Genomic DNA, 19,510 nt, shown 5'->3' with positions numbered 1-19,510 from the left:
CTCGGTGCGATTAGCACCACAGACGGCCGAGCATGCCGCCGCACTCGAAGGTGTCGCCGATGGCACCAGCTGCGTAGGGGGTTGCCACAGTCTGTGCGTCTGCAGATGCTGCAGGGGCGACGGCGATGAGGCCGGTTGCAACCAGGGCGGAGGCGGCGAGGCGAGCAAACTTGCGCATTTGCTTGTCCTTTCGTGAACTAAAGCTGTAAATCGCTACATCGAATTATGGGTGCATACGGTAACAATGTGCAATTAATTCGGGCGCTTAGGGGACAAGTTGGTACGAAAGTATCCTTCATGCCCACGTGGCAATCTACTTTCGTTCCTTCGGCACGGTGAGGTGGTAGCGGAACGCATCGCCGTGATAGCCCGCATCGAGAGTGGCACCGTCTTCTGCCAACAGTGATGCGACCTCCCCCAAGCCGACGCCGGTGCTCATCTCAACTTTCTGCTTTTGCGGGGCGCCGAAGTTCTGCACCAAGATCTGCACGTCGTGGTCGTCTTCGACCGCGGCCACGATCACTGGACGGTGCTTATCTGCGTACTTGATCACGTTGGTCTGGATCTCACGGAACGCGCTTGGAGCGTGGCGCAAGGCAATTGAGTTCAGCCCCTCGCCGTGCATGCCGCTTTCCGTGACCGTGTAGCCGTGACTGCGCAAGGTGTCCGAAAAGGTCCGCAAGCAGTCATCCAATGTGGGTGTGCTCATGGCGTTGTTCTCGCTGAAGTCCGCGGGATCGTCGGAACGCATAAACCGGATGAGCTGACGGACTTCCTGCATGGAACGTCGAGCGTCCTCGGCGATGAGTTTCGCCGCCTTTGCTGTTTGGTCGTCACCTGACATCGCCAAGGCCTCGCTTCGGAGCACAACTGAAGTAAGGGAGGACGCCACTGACCCGTGCAAGGCCTTCACAGTACGCTCCCGTTCACGCTCGAGTTCTGCCTTTAACCGCTCGGCTTGCCGTTCACGAGTAATAAGGAAAGCTCGAAAAATCCAGCCCACTGTCCACGCGACAAGGAGCAACACGAACAAAAAGATTGCCGTTTCAAAGGAAATGGGGAAATAGACGCCGGAGGGAAAGTCTGTCTGTGCGAGATACCAGAGATAGGCCAGTAGTGGCAGGCTATAGCGCGCAGGAATACGTAGCCCCACAACAGTGGCGATCGCGAACATGCCGATGATGATGATCGCGCTGCGGAACTCGGGTGCTACCGCGGAAAATTGCAGCAGAAACCCGTATCCCAGCCCTGCCGCGATTGGTGCGAAGAAGGCGGCGACGATGAGAAATGCCGCGTACAGCGCCACCGCGAAGCGAGACCATTCAACGGCAATCGATGCTCCAGGCAGCGCCATAAGCCCAAGCGCAAAACAGAAAACTACGAGCGTAAAACCGATGCGCCAAGCACGCGCCGCCGGTGAGAGAAGGCGGGCGCGCACGAGCTCCGGAAACGTAGGCACGGCAAACAGCGTAGCGCCCGCAACGTAGTCTGGAGCTATGCCATTGGATTTCCAGCAGCCGTTTACAGAGCGCACTCCGCGTGTGGTTAATGCGGGAAAGTTGAAGAGGGCGCAAGCTCGTCGCAAAGCAAAGGCTTTCCTGGCGGAAGGCGAGAACGCTGTGGAAGCCGCCGTGGCAACGGGTGCGGCAACCGACCTCTTTGTCACCGAAGCTGCCGCCGAACGCTTCGAAGAAATCGTGCGGGCGGCGGGCTACATGGGCGTCTACACGCACGCGATCACGGACAAGGCCGCGGACTCGCTCGCGGACGCGGTGACGTCCACAGGCATTTTTGCGGTGTGCCGCCCTGTGCTGTGGACCGTGCCGAAGATTCTCAAGGGCCGTCCGAAGCTGGTGGCGGTGTGCGTGGAAACCAACGATCCCGGCAACGCCGGCACGATTATCCGCATTGCAGATGCGGTGGGCGCGGACGCGGTGATTTTTGCTGGTGACACCGTCGACCCGGAGGCACCCAAGGTGGTGCGCTCCACCGCGGGCTCGCTGTTTCACATCCCCGTCGCGCGCGACCGCGACGTGCGCCGCGTCATCGGGCAGCTCGAAGACGCTGGCCTTTCAACTTTCGCCACCACCATGAACGGCGAGGTGGACCTGGCGGCCCCGGGGGAGACGCTCACGCAACCGACCGCCTGGCTGTTTGGCAACGAGGCGCACGGGCTGGACCCGGAGGTGCTGGACGCAGCCACGGCGCGGGTGTCCATTCCGATCCACGGGAATGCGGAGTCCTTGAACCTCGCCACCGCCGCCGCGATCTGCCTCTGGGAATCGTCGAAGGCCCTCGGGGACGGCTAATCTTGCGGGGTGAACTTGGCCCCGCCGAGGGTGTCGGTGTCGGGGAAGTCTTCGCTGGGAGTGGGCTGGGAGTGGGAAGGACGTGGTTAGAGACCGTCCTTCCTAAGCGCGGATAGGTGGTCGGGGAGGTCGCGTTCAAGCAGTCCTCGACGGTTCTTTCCTCGGTGGCGCGTTTAAGGAAGAGCCCGTTGGCGTCGGCAAGCGACTGTGCCAGGCGTTCTTCTTCGGGGCCGAGGCCGAAGAAAAGGACGTCGCAGCCGCCGCGCAGCGTGATCAGAATGCCCCGGCTTTCGATGTAGAGGTTTGTCGTGTGCGGCCCTTCGTTGAGCAGCGTGCTGCGGACGAGATTGTCAATGTCCTTGACGTCGCTGGAGTGGGTGCCGTCGTCTTCGATAACCGTCGGAAGGTATTCGTTGCGGCCGCGCTTACCTGGCACGATGCGCACGTGATCGGCCCAGGTGTACAGAAGTACCAGCACCACCAACGCGTAACGGTCGAGGAAACGCGGGAGGTAGTGCTCTTCCAGGTAAGCGTCGAGGTCTAAGAAGGACTCCGCCATCACCCGGTGGGGGACGTAGCCGATGGCGTGGGAGGTTGGCTCGCAGAGCAGACGGTCAATGGCGTTCATCTGTTCTTCCGTGAGACGATTCTTGCGCACCCTGTATGTTCCTCCTGCCTGTTGAGGCGTTCGGCCACACCATACAGGTCACATACCAGGCGTGACGATGAGCGGTATCGCCGGCCGGCATCACCATTGCGCACAAGCGAGCGGGAGGATGGCGCGAACGAGCTGTAGTGATTCTGCCAATTTCTAAGAAAGAAATGGCATGTGAATCGCCATGACCTCGCACTCCCTGTAGGGGCTTATGTAAATCTCAGGTGTATCTAAGTAGCGGCTTGGGTTTATCAAGTCCCGACCAGATTCGTTGTTTACGCTTCCGCCACCGTTCCGTTACACGCGGGCGGTAGGCGACGAAGAGATTCCTAGCACCGGGCGGTGCAAATGCTGAGACGAGTGAGAAGATCGAGTACATCGACGAAGACGTTCGCATGTAACCGATGGTGGTCAATGACCCGCAATTCCGCCAGCAGTGGGCCCTGAATGGTTCCGCCGGTCCCAGCATTGAAACCGCTTGGGCTAACGCTCCGAAGCGTGGTGCCGGGCCGGGAGGGCCGTTCACCATTCTCGGTTAGACCTCACGACGTCGCAAATGACAGTATGCTGTCGGATATGTCGAAACGAATCGCGGTGTATGCAACCGACACGATGGCTGATTGGGAATATGCCTACCTGACCACGCATGTTGAACGAGCTCGGCAGGCGAGACCGGAAAGTAGTGAACTGCAGTTTGTCGGGGATGGGATGGAAGCAGTGCGCACCTTGGGTGGGATGCGCATAGAGCCGGACGAGGATCTGCAGAACCTTGAGCTGGAGGGTCTGAGCATCCTGGTCATCCCCGGCGGCGACACGTACGACACGGGCCACGGCCGGCTTCTGGAGCTCGCGCGCGAGTGCGAAACCCGCCAGATTCCGGTAGCGGCGATCTGCGGCGGCACGCTCGTGCTCGCGCGGGCCGGTTTGCTCGATCACCATCAGCACACTTCGAACGCGCCCATTGTTCTCGATTCCACCGGTTACAAGGGGCAGCACCTCTACCAAGACACGCCCGCAGTTAACGACGGCGGGGTGATCACCGCCTCCGGGATCTATCCGGTCCAGTTCACTGCAGCCGTACTGCGGGAGATCGAACTGTTCCCTGATGACCTCACGGACGCATGGGAAGAGCTTTACCTCGGCAACCCCGAGGCATTCCCGCGGCTGATGGAGGAGTTGGATGCCTGGCAGAACTCCTGAGGGTGAGGCGCTCACCGGCCTAGTCATGCCGGTATTCGAGCTGGCGGCGGCCCTCGACAAAGCCGCCGGCTCAATCACCGAAGGCTCTGAGATCACGCCCGCCATGTGGCAGGTACTCGGTTTGCTTATCGACGATCCCTTGTCGGTCGCCGAGATTGCCCGGCGTCTGGGTCACGCGAGGCAAAGCGTTCAGCGCCTAGCCAACGTTGCCGTTGAGACGGGTATCGCCGAGTGGCGCGAGAACCCGGAGCACAAACGCTCTCAGCTACTGGCGCTCACCAAGCACGGATACGCGGAACTCGCTGCCCTCAGACCTCGCCAGCATAAATGGGCCAACGCCGTGGCAGCAAAGTTGGGGGAGCAGGACCTGCTGCACCTTTCGCAGTCGGTAAAAGAACTCACCGAAGCCATTCGCGACGAAGCGAACTGAGCCGGGTTGTTGGCTCGGAGGGGTCGGCATGCCGGCTGGCGGAGCGCCACCCGGTCCACCCGGCCCGGAGCGGCACCTGACTAGACGCCCGACAGGTCGCAGGCCCATATCGTGGGGGTAGGTAAGCTAGATACCGTTTTGATCGGACGGGGTTCAACAACCCGATTGGGTAAAGGTTTGACGTGACTGACACAGACAAGAACGCTCACAATGACTCGGCGATGGCCGTCGAACTGACGGAGGAAGCACTCGATTCCGCGGCGCAGAATGCGATCGCCGCCTTCGATGCTGCTGCGGATTTGCCAGCGCTTGAAGATGCGTATCGAGCTCATCTCGGCGAGAAGTCGCCAATCTCCCTGGCACGCCGCTCGCTGGGTACGCTGCCGAAGGATCAGCGAAAGGATGCCGGCCGCTTCGTCAACGTAGCCCGCGGCAAGGCGGAGAAGCACTACGCCGGTGTGCACCAGGTGCGCGAGGCTGAGTACCGCGAGCGTCAGCTGCGCGAGGAGAAGGTGGACGTCACCCTGCCCACCTCCCGCACGCAGGCTGGCGCGATGCACCCGATCACCACGCTTTCCGAGCACATCGCGGACATCTTCATCGGCATGGGCTGGGAAGTCGCGGAGGGCCCGGAGGTGGAGGCGGAGTACTTCAACTTCGACGCACTGAACTTCATCCCGGACCACCCGGCCCGCACGCTGCAGGACACCTTCTACATCGGCGAGGAAGGCTCCAAGCAGGTCATGCGTACCCACACTTCGCCGGTGCAGGTGCGCACCATGCTTGAGCGCGACGTGCCCATCTACATCGCATGCCCAGGGCGTGTGTTCCGCACCGACGAGCTAGACGCCACCCACACTCCGGTGTTCCACCAGGTGGAGGGCTTGGCCGTGGACAAGGGCCTGACCATGGCGCACCTGCGCGGCACACTCGACCACCTGGCCAAGGTGCTGTTCGGCCCGGAGACGAAAACCCGCATGCGCACGAACTACTTCCCGTTCACCGAGCCGTCCGCGGAGGTGGACGTGTGGTTCCCCAACAAGAAGGGCGGCGCCGGCTGGATCGAGTGGGGTGGCTGCGGCATGGTCAACCCGAACGTGCTGCGTGCCGTAGGTATCGACCCGGAGGTCTACTCCGGCTTCGCATTCGGCATGGGTTTGGAGCGCACCCTGCAGTTCCGCAATGGTCTGTCGGACATGCGCGACATGGTCGAAGGCGACGTCCGTTTCACCATCCCGTTCGGCGTGCAGGCGTAAAGGAGACTCTCATAATGCTCATTTCCAAAAACTGGATCGTCCGCCTGCTGCAAAACGCGGGTAATGAACACTTCAATCCCACCGACGAAGAGCTTGACGCGGGCTTCGTCCGTGTCGGGTTTGAAACCGAGGGCTACCAGCCGCTGCCGGAGATTACCGGCCCGCTGGTCATCGGCCGTGTCGCCGAAATTGAGGAGCTCACCGGTTTTAAAAAGCCGATCCGCTACTGCCAGGTGGACGTGGGCCAGGCCAACGGCACCGGCGAGCCGCAGGGCATCATCTGCGGCGCACGCAACTTCGCGGAGGGCGACCTTGTGGTCGTCTCCCTACCGGGCGCCGTGCTCCCTGGCGGCTTCGAGATCGCGGCGCGTGAAACCTACGACCACATCTCGAATGGCATGATGGCCTCCGCAGCGGAGCTTGGGCTCACCGCGAAAAGTGAGGGCATCATCACGCTTCACGACGGCTCCGCGACCCCAGGCCAGGATGCGCGCGACATCCTCGGCTCGGACGACACCGTCTTCGAGGTCAACGTCACGCCTGATCGGGGCTACGCACTATCCGCACGCGGCCTCACGCGCGAGATTGCATCCGCTTTCGATCTCGAGTTCACAGATGTGGCCGAAGATCCGTCCATTGCAAACATTGACCTGTCGAGCGTACCCGCGGCCTCAGGTGAATCCATCGCGGTGTCCGTGGATGAATCGACGAAAGCGCAGCGCTTCGGCATCCGCACCGTCGAGGGCATTGACCCGAAAGCCACGGCGCCGTTTTGGATGCAGCGCGAGCTGATGCTTTCGGGGGTTCGTTCCGTTAACGCGGCGACCGACGTGACCAATTACGTCATGTTGCTGACCGGGCAGCCAATGCACGCTTTCGACGCTGACAAGATCGACGGAGGCCTGCACGTGCGCAACGCTGCGGATGGCGAGACCTTTGAGACGCTTGATCACGTCGAACGCACGCTGACCACCGGGGACGTGGTGATCACCGACGACGAGGGCGTCCAGTCCTTGGCCGGCGTGATGGGCGGGACCACCTCAGAGATTTCTGAGGAGACCGTGAACGTGCACTTCGAGGCCGCAACGTGGGACCCGTTGACGGTGGCGCGTACAGCGCGCCGCCTCAAACTCAGCTCTGAGGCCTCGCGCCGTTTCGAGCGAGGCGTGGATCCGCAGCTAGTGGAGGTTGCGCTCGACATCGCGTGCGCCTTGCTGGTGGACATCGCCGGCGGTGCCATTACCGCAGGCAGGACGCTCGTAGGCGGCGTAGTCGCCCGCGACGCGATTGCCATGCGTGCCTCACGCCCGGCTGCGTTGATCGGGGTGGATTACAGCCGCGAGGCGGTTGTGCGCCGTTTGGAGGAGGTCGGGTGCGAAGTCGCTGGCGAAGGTGATAATTTGCTGGTGACGCCGCCGACGTGGCGCACGGACATCACCGTGCCGGTGGAGCTGGTCGAGGAGGTTGTCCGTCTCGAGGGGTTGGACGCCATCCCGTCGATCCTGCCCACTCCTCGCGGTGGTCGGGGGCTGAGCCCGCTGCAGCGCCGCCGCCGTGCCGTGACGCACGCGCTGGCGTACTCGGGCTACGCGGAGATTATCCCCACGCCGTTCATTGCCAACGACACCTTCGACACATGGGGTCTGAGCGCCGAGGATCCGCGTCGTAACACCGTGAAGGTGCAAAACCCCCTGGATGCGGACTACGGCATCTTGGGCAGCACGCTGCTGCCGCCGATGCTTGAGGCAGCGGGCCGCAACGTCGCACGTGGCCGCAGCGATCTGGCTCTCTACTCTGTAGCTCAGACTGCTGAGAAGCGCGCGGATGCGTCACCCTTGCCGGATGTGTCGCAGCGTCCTGATGACGAGGTAGTGGCCGAACTTGTCGCGTCCCTGCCCAAGCAACATCTCCACGCCGCGACCGTGGCGCTGGGCAATACCGAGTTGGAGGGCCCCTGGGGGCGGGGGCGCGTCTACGAATGGTCGGACGCGATCGAAGCTGCCCAGGTAGTGGCCCGCGCCTGCGGCGTGGAGTTGGGTGTGGAATCAGCGGAGCACCTCCCGTGGCACCCGGGGCGTTGCGCGGCACTCAAGGTGGACGGAGCGACCGTCGGCCACGCAGGTGAACTGCACCCCCAGGTCTTGGAGAAGCTCGGCCTGCCCGTCCGCACCTGCGCCATGGAGATCGATCTGACGGCGATCCCGCTCGCCGAACGCCTCCCGGCACCGCGTTTGTCGGCGTTCCCTCTGCTCAACCAGGACATTGCGCTTGTCGTGGACGAGGCTGTCGCAGCCGAAGATGTGCGCAGGGCTGTGCAGGAGGGCGCCGGGGAGCTCGTTGAGGCGGTGACGCTTTTCGACGTCTACCGCTCCGAAGCCCTCGGGCGGGGCAAGAAGTCTCTCGCCTTCGGGCTGGCGTTCCGCGCCGCGGACCGCACCCTGACTGAGGAAGAAGCTTCCGAGGCCCGCCTGAAGGCCGCCGAGTTAGCAAAGGAACGGTTCGGCGCGGAGATGCGTGGGTAATTTCCGTGTGAATAACTTCCAGCCGAATGCATAACTGATACACTGGCGGTTATGTCAGACGGCAAGGTTGTGAACGTAGCGGTTGCGGGGGCCACAGGGTATGCGGGCGGTGAGATCCTCCGCCTGCTAGTTGGTCACCCTGCCTATCAGGCTGGGAACTTACGCATAGGTGCGCTGACTGGGGCTTCGAATGCCGGCGAGCCGGTCAGCGAACTCATGCCGCACTTGCCGGAACTAGGTGACCGTGTCATAGAACCAACTACGGTCGACGTTCTCGATGGCCATGATGTGGTGTTTTTGGGCCTTCCGCACGGGCACTCCGCAAAGATCGGTGCGGCACTGGGGGAGGACGACGTCGTCATTGACTGCGCTGCAGATTTCCGCTTGCGTGACTCCCACGCGTGGCAGCGGTACTACGGTTCTGAGCACGCGGGGGCGTGGCCGTATGGCTTGCCGGAGTTGCCGGGCCACAGAGAGGAGGTGGCGGCCTCGTCGCGTATCGCAGTGCCAGGTTGTTTCCCCACCGGTGCAACGTTGGCGGCATGGCCTGCGCTGCGGGCGGGGGTCGTGGAACCGGATCTCGCCATTGTCGCGGTAACCGGGGTGTCGGGTGCGGGCAAGAAGGCCAAGGTGGAAATGCTTGGGGCAGAAACCATGGGCTCGCTGAAGGCGTATAGCGTCGCTGGTGCCCACAGGCATACCCCGGAGATCGCCCAGAACCTGGAGGAGGTCGCGGGCAGGCCGGTGAATGTGAGTTTCACCCCTGTGCTCGCGCCGCTTCCGCGGGGCATTCTCACCACGGTGACCGCGCCGCTGGCAGAAGGCGCGGATTTGAAAACAGTGCGCGGGGCATACGAGCAGGCGTACGCCGAGGAGCCCTTTGTCCTCCTGCTCCCGGCCGGGCAACAGCCGCAAACGCAGCACGTCGTCGGATCGAACATGTGCCACCTCCAGGTTGAGGTAGACGAGGGGGCGCGGAGGGTTGTAGCCACGAGCGCGATCGACAATCTGACCAAGGGCACCGGGGGAGCGGCTGTCCAGTGCATGAATCTCGCGCTCGGGTTCGACGAGGGAGCGGGTCTGTCCCGAGCAGCGGTGGCTCCGTAACCGCCGGCTCAACGACCCATCCGCTGATCCAATTCCTGGAAGGACCACTCATCATGAGCACAATTGGAGTTACCGCGCCCCAAGGATTTTCAGCTGCCGCCGCGAAGGCTGGCATCAAACCGTCTGGCAAAACTGATCTCGCTGTCGTGGTCAACGACGGTCCGGATAGCGCTGCGGCAGCGGTATTTACACGCAACAAAGTGTTCGCCGCACCCGTGAAGGTCAGCCGCGCAGCCGTCGCCGCTGGTCAGTTGCGGGCCATCGTCTTCAACTCAGGAAACGCCAACGCCTGCACCGGCGAGCAGGGGCTGCAGGACGCGCAAACCATGCAGCGGCTGACGGCCGAGGGGATCGGGGCTGAGCCAGCGCAGGTCGCAGTGTGCTCCACCGGCATCATCGGCGATCAGCTGCCGATGCAGAAAGTGGCTGGCGGAATCGCGGACGTCGTCCAGTGCTTGGGAGACCACGGTGCGGATGCTGCGTCAGCAATCATGACCACTGACACCATCGCAAAGGAAGTCCTGGTCAAAGGCGACGGCTGGACGCTTGGAGGCATGGGGAAAGGCGCCGGGATGATGGCGCCGTCGCTGGCGACGATGTTGGTGTGCCTTACCACCGACGCGAAGGTGGACAGCAACGCATTGCAAACCGCACTCGAGCGCGCCACCGCCACCACCTTCGACACCCTGGACATCGACGGCTCTACTTCCACCAACGACACCGTTATCGCCATGGCTAGCGGCGCTAGCGGGGTGAGCCCGGAGCAGGAGGAACTCGATGCAGCCGTGCGTGAGGCGTGCGCCGAGCTCGCTGCGATGATGCAATCCGACGCCGAAGGCGTGACCAAGCGGGTGACCATCACTGTCGAAGGGGCGGTGGACAACATGCAGGCGCTCAACGCGGCGCGCACGATCGGTCGCGACAACCTGGTAAAGACGGCGATGTTTGGCTCCGATCCGAACTGGGGCCGCGTGCTCGCCGCCGTGGGCATGGCGGACGCGGAAATGGACGCGGAAGATATCTCGGTGACGTTTAACGGGCAGACCGTCTGCGAACACTCCACGGGTGCGCCCGGCGCGCGCGAGGTGGACCTCAGCGGTGCCGACATCGACGTGGTGGTGGACTTGGGCACCGGCGGTGCGGGCCGGGCCATGGTGCGCACTACCGACCTGTCGCATTCGTACGTCGAGATCAACTCGGCCTACACAAGCTAGGGAGGTGGCCGATAATGATGCCGAATCTGACCAATGAGCAGCGAGCCACCGTGCTGGCGGAAGCGCTGCCCTGGCTGCAGCACTACCGCGACAAGATTGTGGTGGTGAAATACGGCGGCAACGCAATGATCGACGAGGATCTCAAGGCCGCCTTCGCCGCAGACATGGTGTTTCTGCGCACCATCGGAGCGAAACCCGTGGTGGTGCACGGCGGCGGGCCCCAGATCAGTGCGATGCTTGCGCGGCTGGGCTTAGACGGCGGCGAGTTCGTCGGCGGGTTCCGGGTGACAACTCCGGAGATCCTTGACGTTGTACGCATGGTGCTTTTCGGCCAGGTAGGTCGCGACCTGTTGGGCAAAATCAACTCGCACGGGCCGTACGCGGTGGGTACCTCGGGCGAGGATGCCGGCCTGTTCACCGCCAAGCGGCGCACGGTGGAGGTGGATGGACAAGCCCAGGACGTCGGTTTGGTCGGCACGATTACTGATGTGAACCCGGCGGCAGTGATGGACATCATCGAGGCCGGCAGGATTCCCGTCGTTTCCGGCATCGCCCCGGGGGCTGATGGGGAGGTCTATAACATCAACGCAGACGAGGCAGCTGGCGCGCTTGCCGCGGCCATTGGCGCCGAGCGCCTTGTGGTGCTGACCAACGTTGAGGGCCTGTACACGGACTGGCCGAATAAGGATTCGCTGCTATCCAAGATCGAAACGGGGGAGCTGGAACGGATGCTGCCCGATCTGGCTACCGGCATGATCCCAAAGATGGAGGCCTGCCTCGCAGCGGTGCAAGGGGGAGTCAAGGCCGCCCATGTCATTGACGGGCGGGTGGCGCACTCTGTGCTGCTCGAGCTACTGACTATGGGTGGAGTGGGCACGATGGTGCTCCCGGATGACTACGACCGCAACCACTACCCGGATGGGACCATCTTTAGAAAGGATGACGCATGAGCGACTTCGCTGCGCGCTGGTCAGGCGCGCTCCTAGACACGTACCCGGCACCGCCTGTGGAGCTGGTGTCCGGCGCAGGCGCCACCGTGACCGACGCGGACGGCAACACGTACATCGATATGCTCGCGGGCATAGCGGTCAACGCCCTAGGCCACGGGCACCCGGCTGTGGTGGAAGCGGTGAGCAGCCAGATTTCCACCCTCGGCCACGTGTCCAACCTGTTCGGCTCCCGCCCCGTAGTCGAGCTCGCGGAAGCGCTACGAGCCCGAGTAGGAGATGAGACCGCTCGCGTGTTCTTCTCCAATTCTGGAGCCGAAGCAAACGAGGCCGCGTTCAAACTCGCCCGCCTGACCGGGCGCCGTCGCATCCTCGCCGCAGAGCGTGGCTTCCATGGGCGCACCATGGGGGCGCTGGCGCTGACCGGGCAGCCGGATAAACAGGCGGCGTTTGAACCGCTCCCTGCAGGGGTGGAGTACTACCCCTACGGCGATGTCGAAGCTTTGCGGGAACTGGTGTTGGAAGATCCGGACGATACTGCGGCAATCATCCTTGAGCCGATCCAGGGGGAAACCGGCGTTATCCCCGCCCCGGAGGGTTTTTTGCCGGCGGTGCGTGAGCTATGTGACGCCAATGGCATCCTCCTCATCGCGGACGAGGTGCAAACCGGAGTGGGCCGCACCGGGGACTTCTTCGCCTTCCAACACGACGGCATCTTGCCGGACGTGATCACCATGGCGAAAGGTCTGGGTGGCGGGCTGCCCATCGGCGCCACCATCGCTCGCGGGGCCGCAGCTGGCCTGTTCTCCCCGGGCAGCCACGGCACCACGTTCGGCGGCAACCCGGTCGCTTGTGCGGCGGCCGGTGCGGTCCTCGGCACCATCGATGGCGAGTTTCTTGCCGAGGTGCGCCGTAAAGGCCGGCTGCTTATGGACGAAGCTTCGCACCTGCCCGGGGTTGCGTCCGTGCGCGGACGTGGCCTGATGGTCGGGGTGGTGCTGGATGCGCCGGTGGCGAAGCTCGTCGTCAAGCATGGGCTCGAGCGCGGGATCATCGTGAACGCGCCGGCAGACGACGTCATTCGCCTCACACCGCCCCTGGTTATAAGCGATGATGAAATCCGTGCCGCGGTTGCGCGTCTTTCCGAGGCGATCGCGGACGCGAAAGAAGGGAGCTAGATTATGGCCAGACATTTCCTTGCCGATGACGATCTCACCCCGTCCGAACAGGCGGAGGTTCTCGCCCTTGCGGCCGAGCTGAAGGAGCACCCGTTCTCGCACCGGCCCCTGGAAGGCCCCAGATCCGTCGCCGTGTTATTCGACAAAACCTCAACGCGTACGCGGTTTTCTTTTGACGCGGGCATCGCGCAGTTGGGCGGGCATGCAATTGTCACGGAGACCGGCAACTCCCAAATGGGTGCGAAGGAGAGCTACCAGGACACCGGTGCCGTTCTGTCGCGGTTTGTGGAGGCCATCGTGTGGCGTACCTATGCACACCAGAATTTGCTGGACATGGCCGAAACGGCGACAGTGCCTATCGTCAACGCACTGTCTGACGACCTCCACCCGTGCCAGATCCTGGCAGACCTGCAAACCGTAGTGGAGAACTTTTGTCCGGACGACGGGCCAGCGGGCCTGCGTGGGCTGAACGCCGTTTACCTCGGCGACGGCGACAACAACATGGCAAATTCCTACCTCATCGGGTTTGCCACGGCGGGCGTGGACATCACCGTCATTGCCCCGGAAGGATTCCAACCACGCAATGAATTCGTCGAGCGTGCCCGTCGTCGTGCCCGAGACACCGGCGCCACCGTCGCTGTAACTTCGGATGTAGCCGCAGTGGAGGGGGCCAACGTGGTGATCACGGACACCTGGGTGTCCATGGGCATGGAGGATGACGGCAAGGATCGGCGCACGCCGTTTTTGCCGTACGGGGTAGACACGGACCTGATGTCGCGTGCGGCGGAGAATGCAATATTCTTGCACTGCCTTCCCGCGTACCGCGGGAGCGAAGTGGCGGCAGAAGTCATCGACGGGCCACAGTCGCGCGTCTTCGACGAGGCGGAAAACCGCCTGCACGCCCAAAAAGCGTTGCTGGCCTGGCTTTTGGAGCACCAAGAATGACCCAACCTGTATCCCGTACCGCGCGGCAGGCGAGAATCCTCGAGCTGCTGGAGACGACTCGGGTGTCCTCCCAAGTGCAGCTCTCGGAGCTGCTCCTGGGCGAAGGCATTGACATCACCCAGGCCACGCTGTCGCGCGACCTGGATGAGTTGGGTGCCAAGAAGGTCCGGCCGCGCGCCGGAGGTCGTGCCTACTACACCGTGGGATCTGAAGCGGACTCGCTGGAATCCGCGCACTCCGGTCCGCGGGAAAAACTGCGCCGGATGATCGAGGAACTTGTGGTATCCGTCGATTTCTCCGGTCAGATCGCGGTAGTGCGCACCCCACCTGGGGCTGCGCAGTACCTGGCCAGCTACATTGACCGCGTAGGTCTCGAGCAGGTGGTCGGCTCCATCGCCGGCGACGACACGGTCTTCGTGCTCGGGCGAGAACCGCTGACTGGCAAGGACCTGGCGCACCAGCTCTTTGGGCTGCAGACGACTGCCGGCGAATAAGCGCCGCGACCTCAATAATTTTTTCAACTTCTATAAGGAGAATCTGCAAACATGACTAACCGCGTTGTGCTCGCGTACTCGGGCGGCCTGGACACCTCCGTGGCCATCCCTTACCTCGGGGAGATGACCGGCGGCGAGGTTATCGCCGTCTCGCTCGACCTGGGCCAGGGTGGCGAGGACATGGAGTCAGTGCGCCAGCGCGCCCTTGACTGCGGCGCCGTGGAGTCCATCGTCGTCGACGCCAAAGACGAATTCGCCGAGGAGTACTGCCTGCCCACCATCAAGGCCAACGGCATGTACCAGGGCGAGTACCCGCTGGTTTCCGCCATCTCTCGCCCGTTGATTGTCAAGCACCTGGTGGAGGCCGGCCACAAGTACGGCGGCACCCACGTCGCCCACGGCTGCACCGGCAAGGGCAACGACCAGGTTCGCTTCGAGGTCGGCTTCCTCAACCAGGACCCGGACCTGGAAATCATCGCGCCGGCGCGCGACTACGCCTGGACCCGTGACAAGGCAATCGAGTACGCGGAGGGCAAGGATCTGCCGATCGAGCAGTCTGCGGCATCGCCGTTTTCCATCGACCAAAACGTGTGGGGCCGCGCGGTTGAGACCGGCTTTTTGGAGGATCTGTGGAACCCGCCGACAAAGGACCTCTACGCATACACCGAGGACCCGGCGCTGGGCAACGCACCGGACGAGGTAATCATCTCGTTTGAGGCGGGCAAGCCGGTAGCCATCGACGGCCGCAAGGTCAGCGTCCTGGAAGCAATCGAGGAGATGAACCGCCGCGCCGGCGCCCAGGGCATCGGCCGCCTGGACATGGTGGAGGACCGCCTGGTGGGCATCAAGTCCCGCGAGGTCTATGAGGCACCGGGTGCGGTCGCGCTGATCACCGCACACAAGGCTCTGGAGGACGTCACCGTCGAGCGCGAGCTGGCACGCTACAAGCGGCTCATCGACGCTCGCTGGTCCGAGGAGGTCTACGACGGCCTCTGGTTCGGCCCGCTCAAGCGCTCCCTGGATGCCTTCATCGAGTCCACGCAGGAGCACGTCACCGGCGACATCCGCATGGTGCTGCACGCCGGAAGCTGCACCGTCAACGGCCGCCGCTCCAACCACTCGCTGTACGACTTCAACCTGGCCACCTACGACACCGGCGATTCCTTCGACCAGACGCTAGCGAAGGGCTTCGTGCGCCTACACGGCCTGTCCTCTCAGATCGCCAACAAGCGCGACAGGGCGGCTGCCGCCACCCAGGAGAACTAATGCAGCAGCACAAGACCAACGAGGGCGCACTCTGGGGCGGCCGCTTCTCCGGCGGCCCGTCGGAGGCCATGTTCGCCCTTTCCGTGTCCACCCACTTCGACTGGGTGCTCGCGCCCTACGACGTCCTTGCTTCCAAAGCTCACGCGAAGGTGCTCAACAAAGCAGGGCTGCTTGGCGACGAGGACCTGACGGTGATGCTCGACGGCCTGGATCAACTCGGCCGCGACGTCGCAGACGGATCCTTCGGACCGCTTCCCTCCGACGAGGACGTCCACGGCGCTATGGAACGCGGCCTGATCGACCGCGTCGGCCCCGAGATCGGCGGCCGCCTGCGCGCTGGTCGATCCCGCAACGACCAGGTTGCGGCGATGTTCCGCATGTGGCTGCGCGACGCGCTGCGTGGAGTAGCCCAGGACGTGTCCGATCTGATCGACGCGATTGTGGAGCAGGCAGAAGCCCACCCGGACGCGATCATGCCGGGCAAGACCCACTTCCAGGCGGCCCAGCCGATCCTGCTGGCGCACTCGCTGCTCGCGCACGCGCAGCCGCTGTTGCGCGATCTCGAGCGCATCCAGGACGCGGACAAGCGCCTGGCGGTCTCGCCGTACGGCTCGGGCGCGCTTGCCGGATCTTCGCTGCACCTCGACCCGGAGGCGATTGCCGAGGAGCTGGGCTTCGATTCGGCGACGGACAACTCCCTCGACGGCACCGCTTCGCGCGACTTCGCTGCCGAGGCAGCCTACGTACTGGCGCAGATCGCTATCGACGTCTCCCGTTTCGCCGAGGAGATCATCGCGTGGTCAACCCCGGAGTTCGGCTACGTGACACTGCACGACGCGTGGTCCACCGGTTCGTCGATCATGCCGCAGAAGAAGAACCCGGACGTGCCCGAGCTCGCCCGCGGCAAGGCGGGGCGCTTGATTGGCAACCTCACCGGCCTTCTGGCCACGTTAAAGGCGATGCCGCTGGCGTACAACCGCGACCTGCAAGAGGACAAAGAGCCGTTGGTGGACTCGGTTACCCAGCTTTCCATCCTCCTACCGGCGTTCACCGGGCTCGTCTCCACCCTGACGTTCCACGAGGACCGCATGCGTGAGCTTGCGCCGGCTGGCTTCACGCTGGCGACGGACCTTGCCGAGTGGATGGTGCGTCAAGGCGTGCCGTTCCGTGAGGCGCACGAGGCCTCCGGCGCATGCGTGCGCATCGCTGAGTCCCGCGGCGTGGATCTCGTGGATTTGACGGATGAGGAACTGGCGAGCGTCGATCAGCGCCTGCGTCCTGAGGTCCGTGAGGTGCTCACCGTCGACGGCGCAGTCGCCTCTCGCGATACCCGCGGCGGAACCGCGAAACCGCGGGTCGTCGAACAGCGGGAGCGCGTGCGAGAGGCGAACGCCGCAGCGCGCGCGTGGGCGACGACACCAGTTCGCCCGAACTAAACCGCCGTTAGCGGCGCCAAACCTTTAACCCCACAGGGCCCCAGTGGTCTTGTGGGGTGAGTTGTTGCTGCAGGCGGAGCACTTGGTCTTTCCAAGACGCGACGGCCGGTTTACTACCGGCTGCAGGTACGATCCCAAACTATGAGTCTTGACCCGAAGCTTCTCAATGTCCTCGCGTGCCCTCAAGACAAGGGGCCGCTCGAGTACGACGAGGACCGGCAGCTGCTGGTCAATGAGCGCCTCGGCATCGCCTATCGCATCGACGACGGCATTCCGGTCCTGCTTATCGACGAAGCAGAGCCCCACACCCCGGCGAACTAGAAGAAAGTAACCATGACTTCCACCAACATCATCGACGAGCTGACGTGGCGCGGTTTGATCAACCAGTCCACAGATCTAGACAACCTGCGTGACGCTACCGCAGAGCCCATCACCCTGTACTGCGGCTTTGATCCAACCGGGCCGTCACTGCACGCCGGGCACCTCGTGCCGCTGCTCATGCTCCGACGCTTCCAAGAAGCGGGGCACACTCCTATCGTGTTGGCTGGCGGCGCAACCGGGATGATCGGTGACCCGCGAGAGGTCGGGGAGCGCTCGATGAATTCTGAAGACACGGTGAAAGATTGGGCCGCGCGCATTTCCGGTCAGCTCAAGCGGTTCGTGCATTTCGAGGGTGACAATGCCGCGAAACTAGTCAACAACAACGACTGGACCCGCGATCTCAGCGCCATCGAATTCCTGAGGGACATCGGTAAGCATTTCTCCCTTTCCACCATGCTCGGCCGCGAGACGGTCAAGCGGCGCCTGGAAAACGATGGCATCTCGTACACCGAGTTCTCCTACATGCTCCTGCAGGCTAACGACTTCGTGCAGTTGCGTCGCGAGCACAACTGCATTCTGCAGATCGGAGGCGGGGATCAGTGGGGCAATCTCGTAGCAGGTGTGGATCTGAACCGCCGTATCGACGGCGCCCAGACCCACGCGCTGACCGTCCCGCTAGTCACGGACTCTGAAGGCAAGAAGTTTGGCAAATCTACCGGCGGCGGATCCCTCTGGCTCGACCCGGAAATGACCAGCCCGTACACGTGGTACCAGTACTTCGTGAACACGGCCGACGCAGACGTAATCCGATACCTGCGCTGGTTTACTTTCCTCGATCAGGAGGAGCTTGCGCGTCTCGAAGTAGAGGTTGAGGAGCGTCCCTTCAAACGCGAGGCCCAACGACGGCTGGCCCAGGAAATGACCGACCTGGTTCACGGCGTTGAGGCACGCGAAGCCGTTGAACTGGCTTCGCAGGCACTCTTCGGTCGCGCTGAACTTAGTGATTTGGATGAAGCAACGTTGGCGGCATCCGTTTCCGAAACGGACGTCTTCGAGTTCTCCGGCGCAGATGGAGTAACCATTGTCGACTTGCTGGTAGGCGCCGGTCTATCCGACTCCAAGGGTGCAGCTCGTCGCGCTGTGAAGGAAGGTGGCGCGTACGTGAACAACGCCCGCATCGAAGACGAAACCTGGTCCCCGTCGGAGGAGGACTACCTGCACGGGGCGTGGCTGGTCCTGCGCCGAGGCAAGAAAAACTTCGCTGGGGCGAAGCGCGTGTAACTAGTCGCTTGCCACTGCGTACACCCAGGCTGAAACACTGCTTCTGCCTGGGTGTTTGTGTTGGTTGTTGGTTCGTGGTTATATATCCATCCGTTGCTTCCGAGCGGTTCGGCTGGTCGGAGGGAATGGTTTTAAGTGAATAGGGGTTACCGTCTGGTTAACCGGGGTTTAACGTGAGTTTGACTTTTGGTTGCCTGGTTGTGTAGCTTCTAGCGAAGTCGCTTTGCTGGCTGGGACGGTGTGTTCTGGTTGGTGGGGTGTGCTGGTGTTGTTTGAGAACTCGATAGTGTGCCAATGTACTTTTGTTGCGTGGGTGTGTTTGCCTGCCTTGTTGTGCACTGTGTTGGTGTGTGCCTGTGTTTGGGTGTGTGCCGGTGGTGGCGTGGTTGAATTCCAATAACTAATCGCGTCATTGTTTTGGTTCAGTGTGCGTGGGGTGTGGTTGAACATGTTTCACGTATATGTTTTTTGATCGGCCCTGTTTTGCCCCGTCGGGTTGGGGTCGGTTGTGTTTGAACCTTTGTAATTTTTGGATTGTGCCAGTCCGGCACTGCGTTGTGTGGTGTTGGTTGGTTTGTTTTTGGTTGGGTTTTGGGCTTTTCACGGCCTGTTTCTGCTGAAACGTTTTTGTGGAGAGTTTGATCCTGGCTCAGGATGAACGCTGGCGGCGTGCTTAACACATGCAAGTCGAACGGAAAGGATCCCTTCGGGGATTACTCGAGTGGCGAACGGGTGAGTAACACGTGGGTGATCTGCCCTGCACTTCGGGATAAGCCTGGGAAACTGGGTCTAATACCGGATAGGACGATGGTTTGGATGCCGTTGTGGAAAGTTTTTTCGGTGTGGGATGAGCTCGCGGCCTATCAGCTTGTTGGTGGGGTAATGGCCTACCAAGGCGTCGACGGGTAGCCGGCCTGAGAGGGTGTACGGCCACATTGGGACTGAGATA

At 62.7% G+C, this 19,510-nt stretch carries 18 protein-coding genes and 1 rRNA gene; 17 read left to right on the top strand and 2 right to left on the bottom strand.

Annotation, left to right across the window (positions count from 1 at the left end):
• Positions 1-10 precede the first annotated feature (10 nt).
• Both HMA55_RS09945 and HMA55_RS09940 read right to left on the bottom strand, forming a co-directional pair.
• A complete protein-coding gene (locus tag HMA55_RS09945; RefSeq protein WP_181192897.1) occupies positions 11-178 on the bottom strand; it encodes a hypothetical protein in 168 nt (55 codons plus the stop codon).
• Positions 179-313: 135 nt separating this feature from the next.
• Positions 314-1,459: a sensor histidine kinase gene (locus tag HMA55_RS09940; protein ID WP_181192896.1), complete on the bottom strand. Its 1,146-nt coding sequence runs from the start codon at positions 1,457-1,459 to the stop codon at positions 314-316.
• Between the two features lie 37 nt (positions 1,460-1,496).
• Between HMA55_RS09940 and HMA55_RS09935 the strand changes: the two genes are divergently transcribed.
• The 17 genes from HMA55_RS09935 to HMA55_RS09855 form a co-directional block, all read left to right on the top strand.
• Positions 1,497-2,309, top strand: coding sequence for a TrmH family RNA methyltransferase (locus HMA55_RS09935; protein WP_181192895.1), 813 nt, complete (start codon positions 1,497-1,499; stop codon positions 2,307-2,309).
• Positions 2,310-2,619: 310 nt separating this feature from the next.
• Positions 2,620-2,853 carry a hypothetical protein gene (locus HMA55_RS09930; protein ID WP_181192894.1) on the top strand — a complete coding sequence of 78 codons (234 nt, stop codon included), beginning with the start codon at positions 2,620-2,622 and terminating at the stop codon, positions 2,851-2,853.
• 687 nt (positions 2,854-3,540) lie between these two features.
• Positions 3,541-4,164 carry a DJ-1/PfpI family protein gene (locus tag HMA55_RS09925; protein ID WP_181192893.1) on the top strand — a complete coding sequence of 208 codons (624 nt, stop codon included), beginning with the start codon at positions 3,541-3,543 and terminating at the stop codon, positions 4,162-4,164.
• Positions 4,145-4,594, top strand: coding sequence for a MarR family winged helix-turn-helix transcriptional regulator (locus HMA55_RS09920; protein WP_181192892.1), 450 nt, complete (start codon positions 4,145-4,147; stop codon positions 4,592-4,594). The genes HMA55_RS09925 and HMA55_RS09920 overlap by 20 nt, the downstream gene beginning before the upstream one ends.
• 221 nt (positions 4,595-4,815) lie before the next feature.
• Positions 4,816-5,850, top strand: coding sequence for a phenylalanine--tRNA ligase subunit alpha (pheS, locus tag HMA55_RS09915; RefSeq protein WP_181192969.1), 1,035 nt, complete (start codon positions 4,816-4,818; stop codon positions 5,848-5,850).
• A 14-nt stretch (positions 5,851-5,864) separates the two neighbouring features.
• Positions 5,865-8,372, top strand: coding sequence for a phenylalanine--tRNA ligase subunit beta (pheT, locus tag HMA55_RS09910; RefSeq protein ID WP_181192891.1), 2,508 nt, complete (start codon positions 5,865-5,867; stop codon positions 8,370-8,372).
• Positions 8,373-8,423: 51 nt separating this feature from the next.
• Entirely contained in the window at positions 8,424-9,479 is a 1,056-nt protein-coding gene (argC, locus tag HMA55_RS09905) for an N-acetyl-gamma-glutamyl-phosphate reductase (RefSeq protein ID WP_181192890.1), read from the top strand.
• Positions 9,480-9,532: 53 nt separating this feature from the next.
• Entirely contained in the window at positions 9,533-10,693 is a 1,161-nt protein-coding gene (gene argJ, locus HMA55_RS09900; protein WP_181192889.1) for a bifunctional glutamate N-acetyltransferase/amino-acid acetyltransferase ArgJ, read from the top strand.
• 14 nt (positions 10,694-10,707) lie between these two features.
• Positions 10,708-11,643 (top strand): acetylglutamate kinase, encoded by a 936-nt coding sequence (gene argB / locus HMA55_RS09895; protein ID WP_181192888.1) that lies wholly within the window; start codon positions 10,708-10,710, stop codon positions 11,641-11,643.
• Positions 11,640-12,818: an acetylornithine transaminase gene (locus HMA55_RS09890; RefSeq protein ID WP_181192887.1), complete on the top strand. Its 1,179-nt coding sequence runs from the start codon at positions 11,640-11,642 to the stop codon at positions 12,816-12,818. The genes argB and HMA55_RS09890 overlap by 4 nt, the downstream gene beginning before the upstream one ends.
• Positions 12,819-12,821: 3 nt before the next feature.
• On the top strand, positions 12,822-13,763 hold the full coding sequence (gene argF / locus HMA55_RS09885; RefSeq protein WP_181192886.1) for an ornithine carbamoyltransferase: 942 nt from the start codon (positions 12,822-12,824) through the stop codon (positions 13,761-13,763).
• Entirely contained in the window at positions 13,760-14,257 is a 498-nt protein-coding gene (locus HMA55_RS09880) for an arginine repressor (RefSeq protein WP_181192885.1), read from the top strand. Before argF ends, HMA55_RS09880 begins: the two co-directional genes overlap by 4 nt.
• 51 nt (positions 14,258-14,308) lie before the next feature.
• Complete coding sequence (locus HMA55_RS09875; protein WP_181192884.1) at positions 14,309-15,523, top strand: argininosuccinate synthase; 1,215 nt, start codon at positions 14,309-14,311, stop codon at positions 15,521-15,523.
• The gene (gene argH / locus HMA55_RS09870; RefSeq protein ID WP_181192883.1) at positions 15,523-16,959 is read left to right on the top strand and encodes an argininosuccinate lyase; all 1,437 of its coding nucleotides are present in this window, start codon (positions 15,523-15,525) and stop codon (positions 16,957-16,959) included. Before HMA55_RS09875 ends, argH begins: the two co-directional genes overlap by 1 nt.
• Positions 16,960-17,100: 141 nt before the next feature.
• A complete protein-coding gene (locus HMA55_RS09865; RefSeq protein ID WP_181192882.1) occupies positions 17,101-17,280 on the top strand; it encodes a Trm112 family protein in 180 nt (59 codons plus the stop codon).
• A 12-nt stretch (positions 17,281-17,292) separates the two neighbouring features.
• Positions 17,293-18,561, top strand: coding sequence for a tyrosine--tRNA ligase (gene tyrS, locus HMA55_RS09860; protein ID WP_181192881.1), 1,269 nt, complete (start codon positions 17,293-17,295; stop codon positions 18,559-18,561).
• 626 nt (positions 18,562-19,187) lie between these two features.
• Positions 19,188-19,510: ribosomal RNA gene (locus tag HMA55_RS09855) — 16S ribosomal RNA — on the top strand; the annotation flags it as partial.

It is taken from the genome of Corynebacterium wankanglinii (assembly GCF_013601005.1).
Lineage (GTDB): Bacteria > Actinomycetota > Actinomycetes > Mycobacteriales > Mycobacteriaceae > Corynebacterium > Corynebacterium wankanglinii.
This window is presented reverse-complemented; position numbering and strand designations above follow the sequence as displayed.

Coding starts and splice junctions, on each gene's coding strand:
- HMA55_RS09890 (WP_181192887.1), top strand. CDS start 11,640: ATGAGCGACTTCGCTGCGCGCTGGTCAGGCGCGCTCCTAGACACGTAC.
- HMA55_RS09920 (WP_181192892.1), top strand. CDS start 4,145: ATGCCTGGCAGAACTCCTGAGGGTGAGGCGCTCACCGGCCTAGTCATG.
- pheS (WP_181192969.1), top strand. CDS start 4,816: ATGGCCGTCGAACTGACGGAGGAAGCACTCGATTCCGCGGCGCAGAAT.
- argJ (WP_181192889.1), top strand. CDS start 9,533: ATGAGCACAATTGGAGTTACCGCGCCCCAAGGATTTTCAGCTGCCGCC.
- HMA55_RS09925 (WP_181192893.1), top strand. CDS start 3,541: ATGTCGAAACGAATCGCGGTGTATGCAACCGACACGATGGCTGATTGG.
- tyrS (WP_181192881.1), top strand. CDS start 17,293: ATGACTTCCACCAACATCATCGACGAGCTGACGTGGCGCGGTTTGATC.
- argC (WP_181192890.1), top strand. CDS start 8,424: ATGTCAGACGGCAAGGTTGTGAACGTAGCGGTTGCGGGGGCCACAGGG.
- HMA55_RS09880 (WP_181192885.1), top strand. CDS start 13,760: ATGACCCAACCTGTATCCCGTACCGCGCGGCAGGCGAGAATCCTCGAG.
- HMA55_RS09875 (WP_181192884.1), top strand. CDS start 14,309: ATGACTAACCGCGTTGTGCTCGCGTACTCGGGCGGCCTGGACACCTCC.
- pheT (WP_181192891.1), top strand. CDS start 5,865: ATGCTCATTTCCAAAAACTGGATCGTCCGCCTGCTGCAAAACGCGGGT.
- argH (WP_181192883.1), top strand. CDS start 15,523: ATGCAGCAGCACAAGACCAACGAGGGCGCACTCTGGGGCGGCCGCTTC.
- HMA55_RS09865 (WP_181192882.1), top strand. CDS start 17,101: ATGAGTCTTGACCCGAAGCTTCTCAATGTCCTCGCGTGCCCTCAAGAC.
- argB (WP_181192888.1), top strand. CDS start 10,708: ATGATGCCGAATCTGACCAATGAGCAGCGAGCCACCGTGCTGGCGGAA.
- argF (WP_181192886.1), top strand. CDS start 12,822: ATGGCCAGACATTTCCTTGCCGATGACGATCTCACCCCGTCCGAACAG.
- HMA55_RS09945 (WP_181192897.1), bottom strand. CDS start 178: ATGCGCAAGTTTGCTCGCCTCGCCGCCTCCGCCCTGGTTGCAACCGGC.
- HMA55_RS09935 (WP_181192895.1), top strand. CDS start 1,497: ATGCCATTGGATTTCCAGCAGCCGTTTACAGAGCGCACTCCGCGTGTG.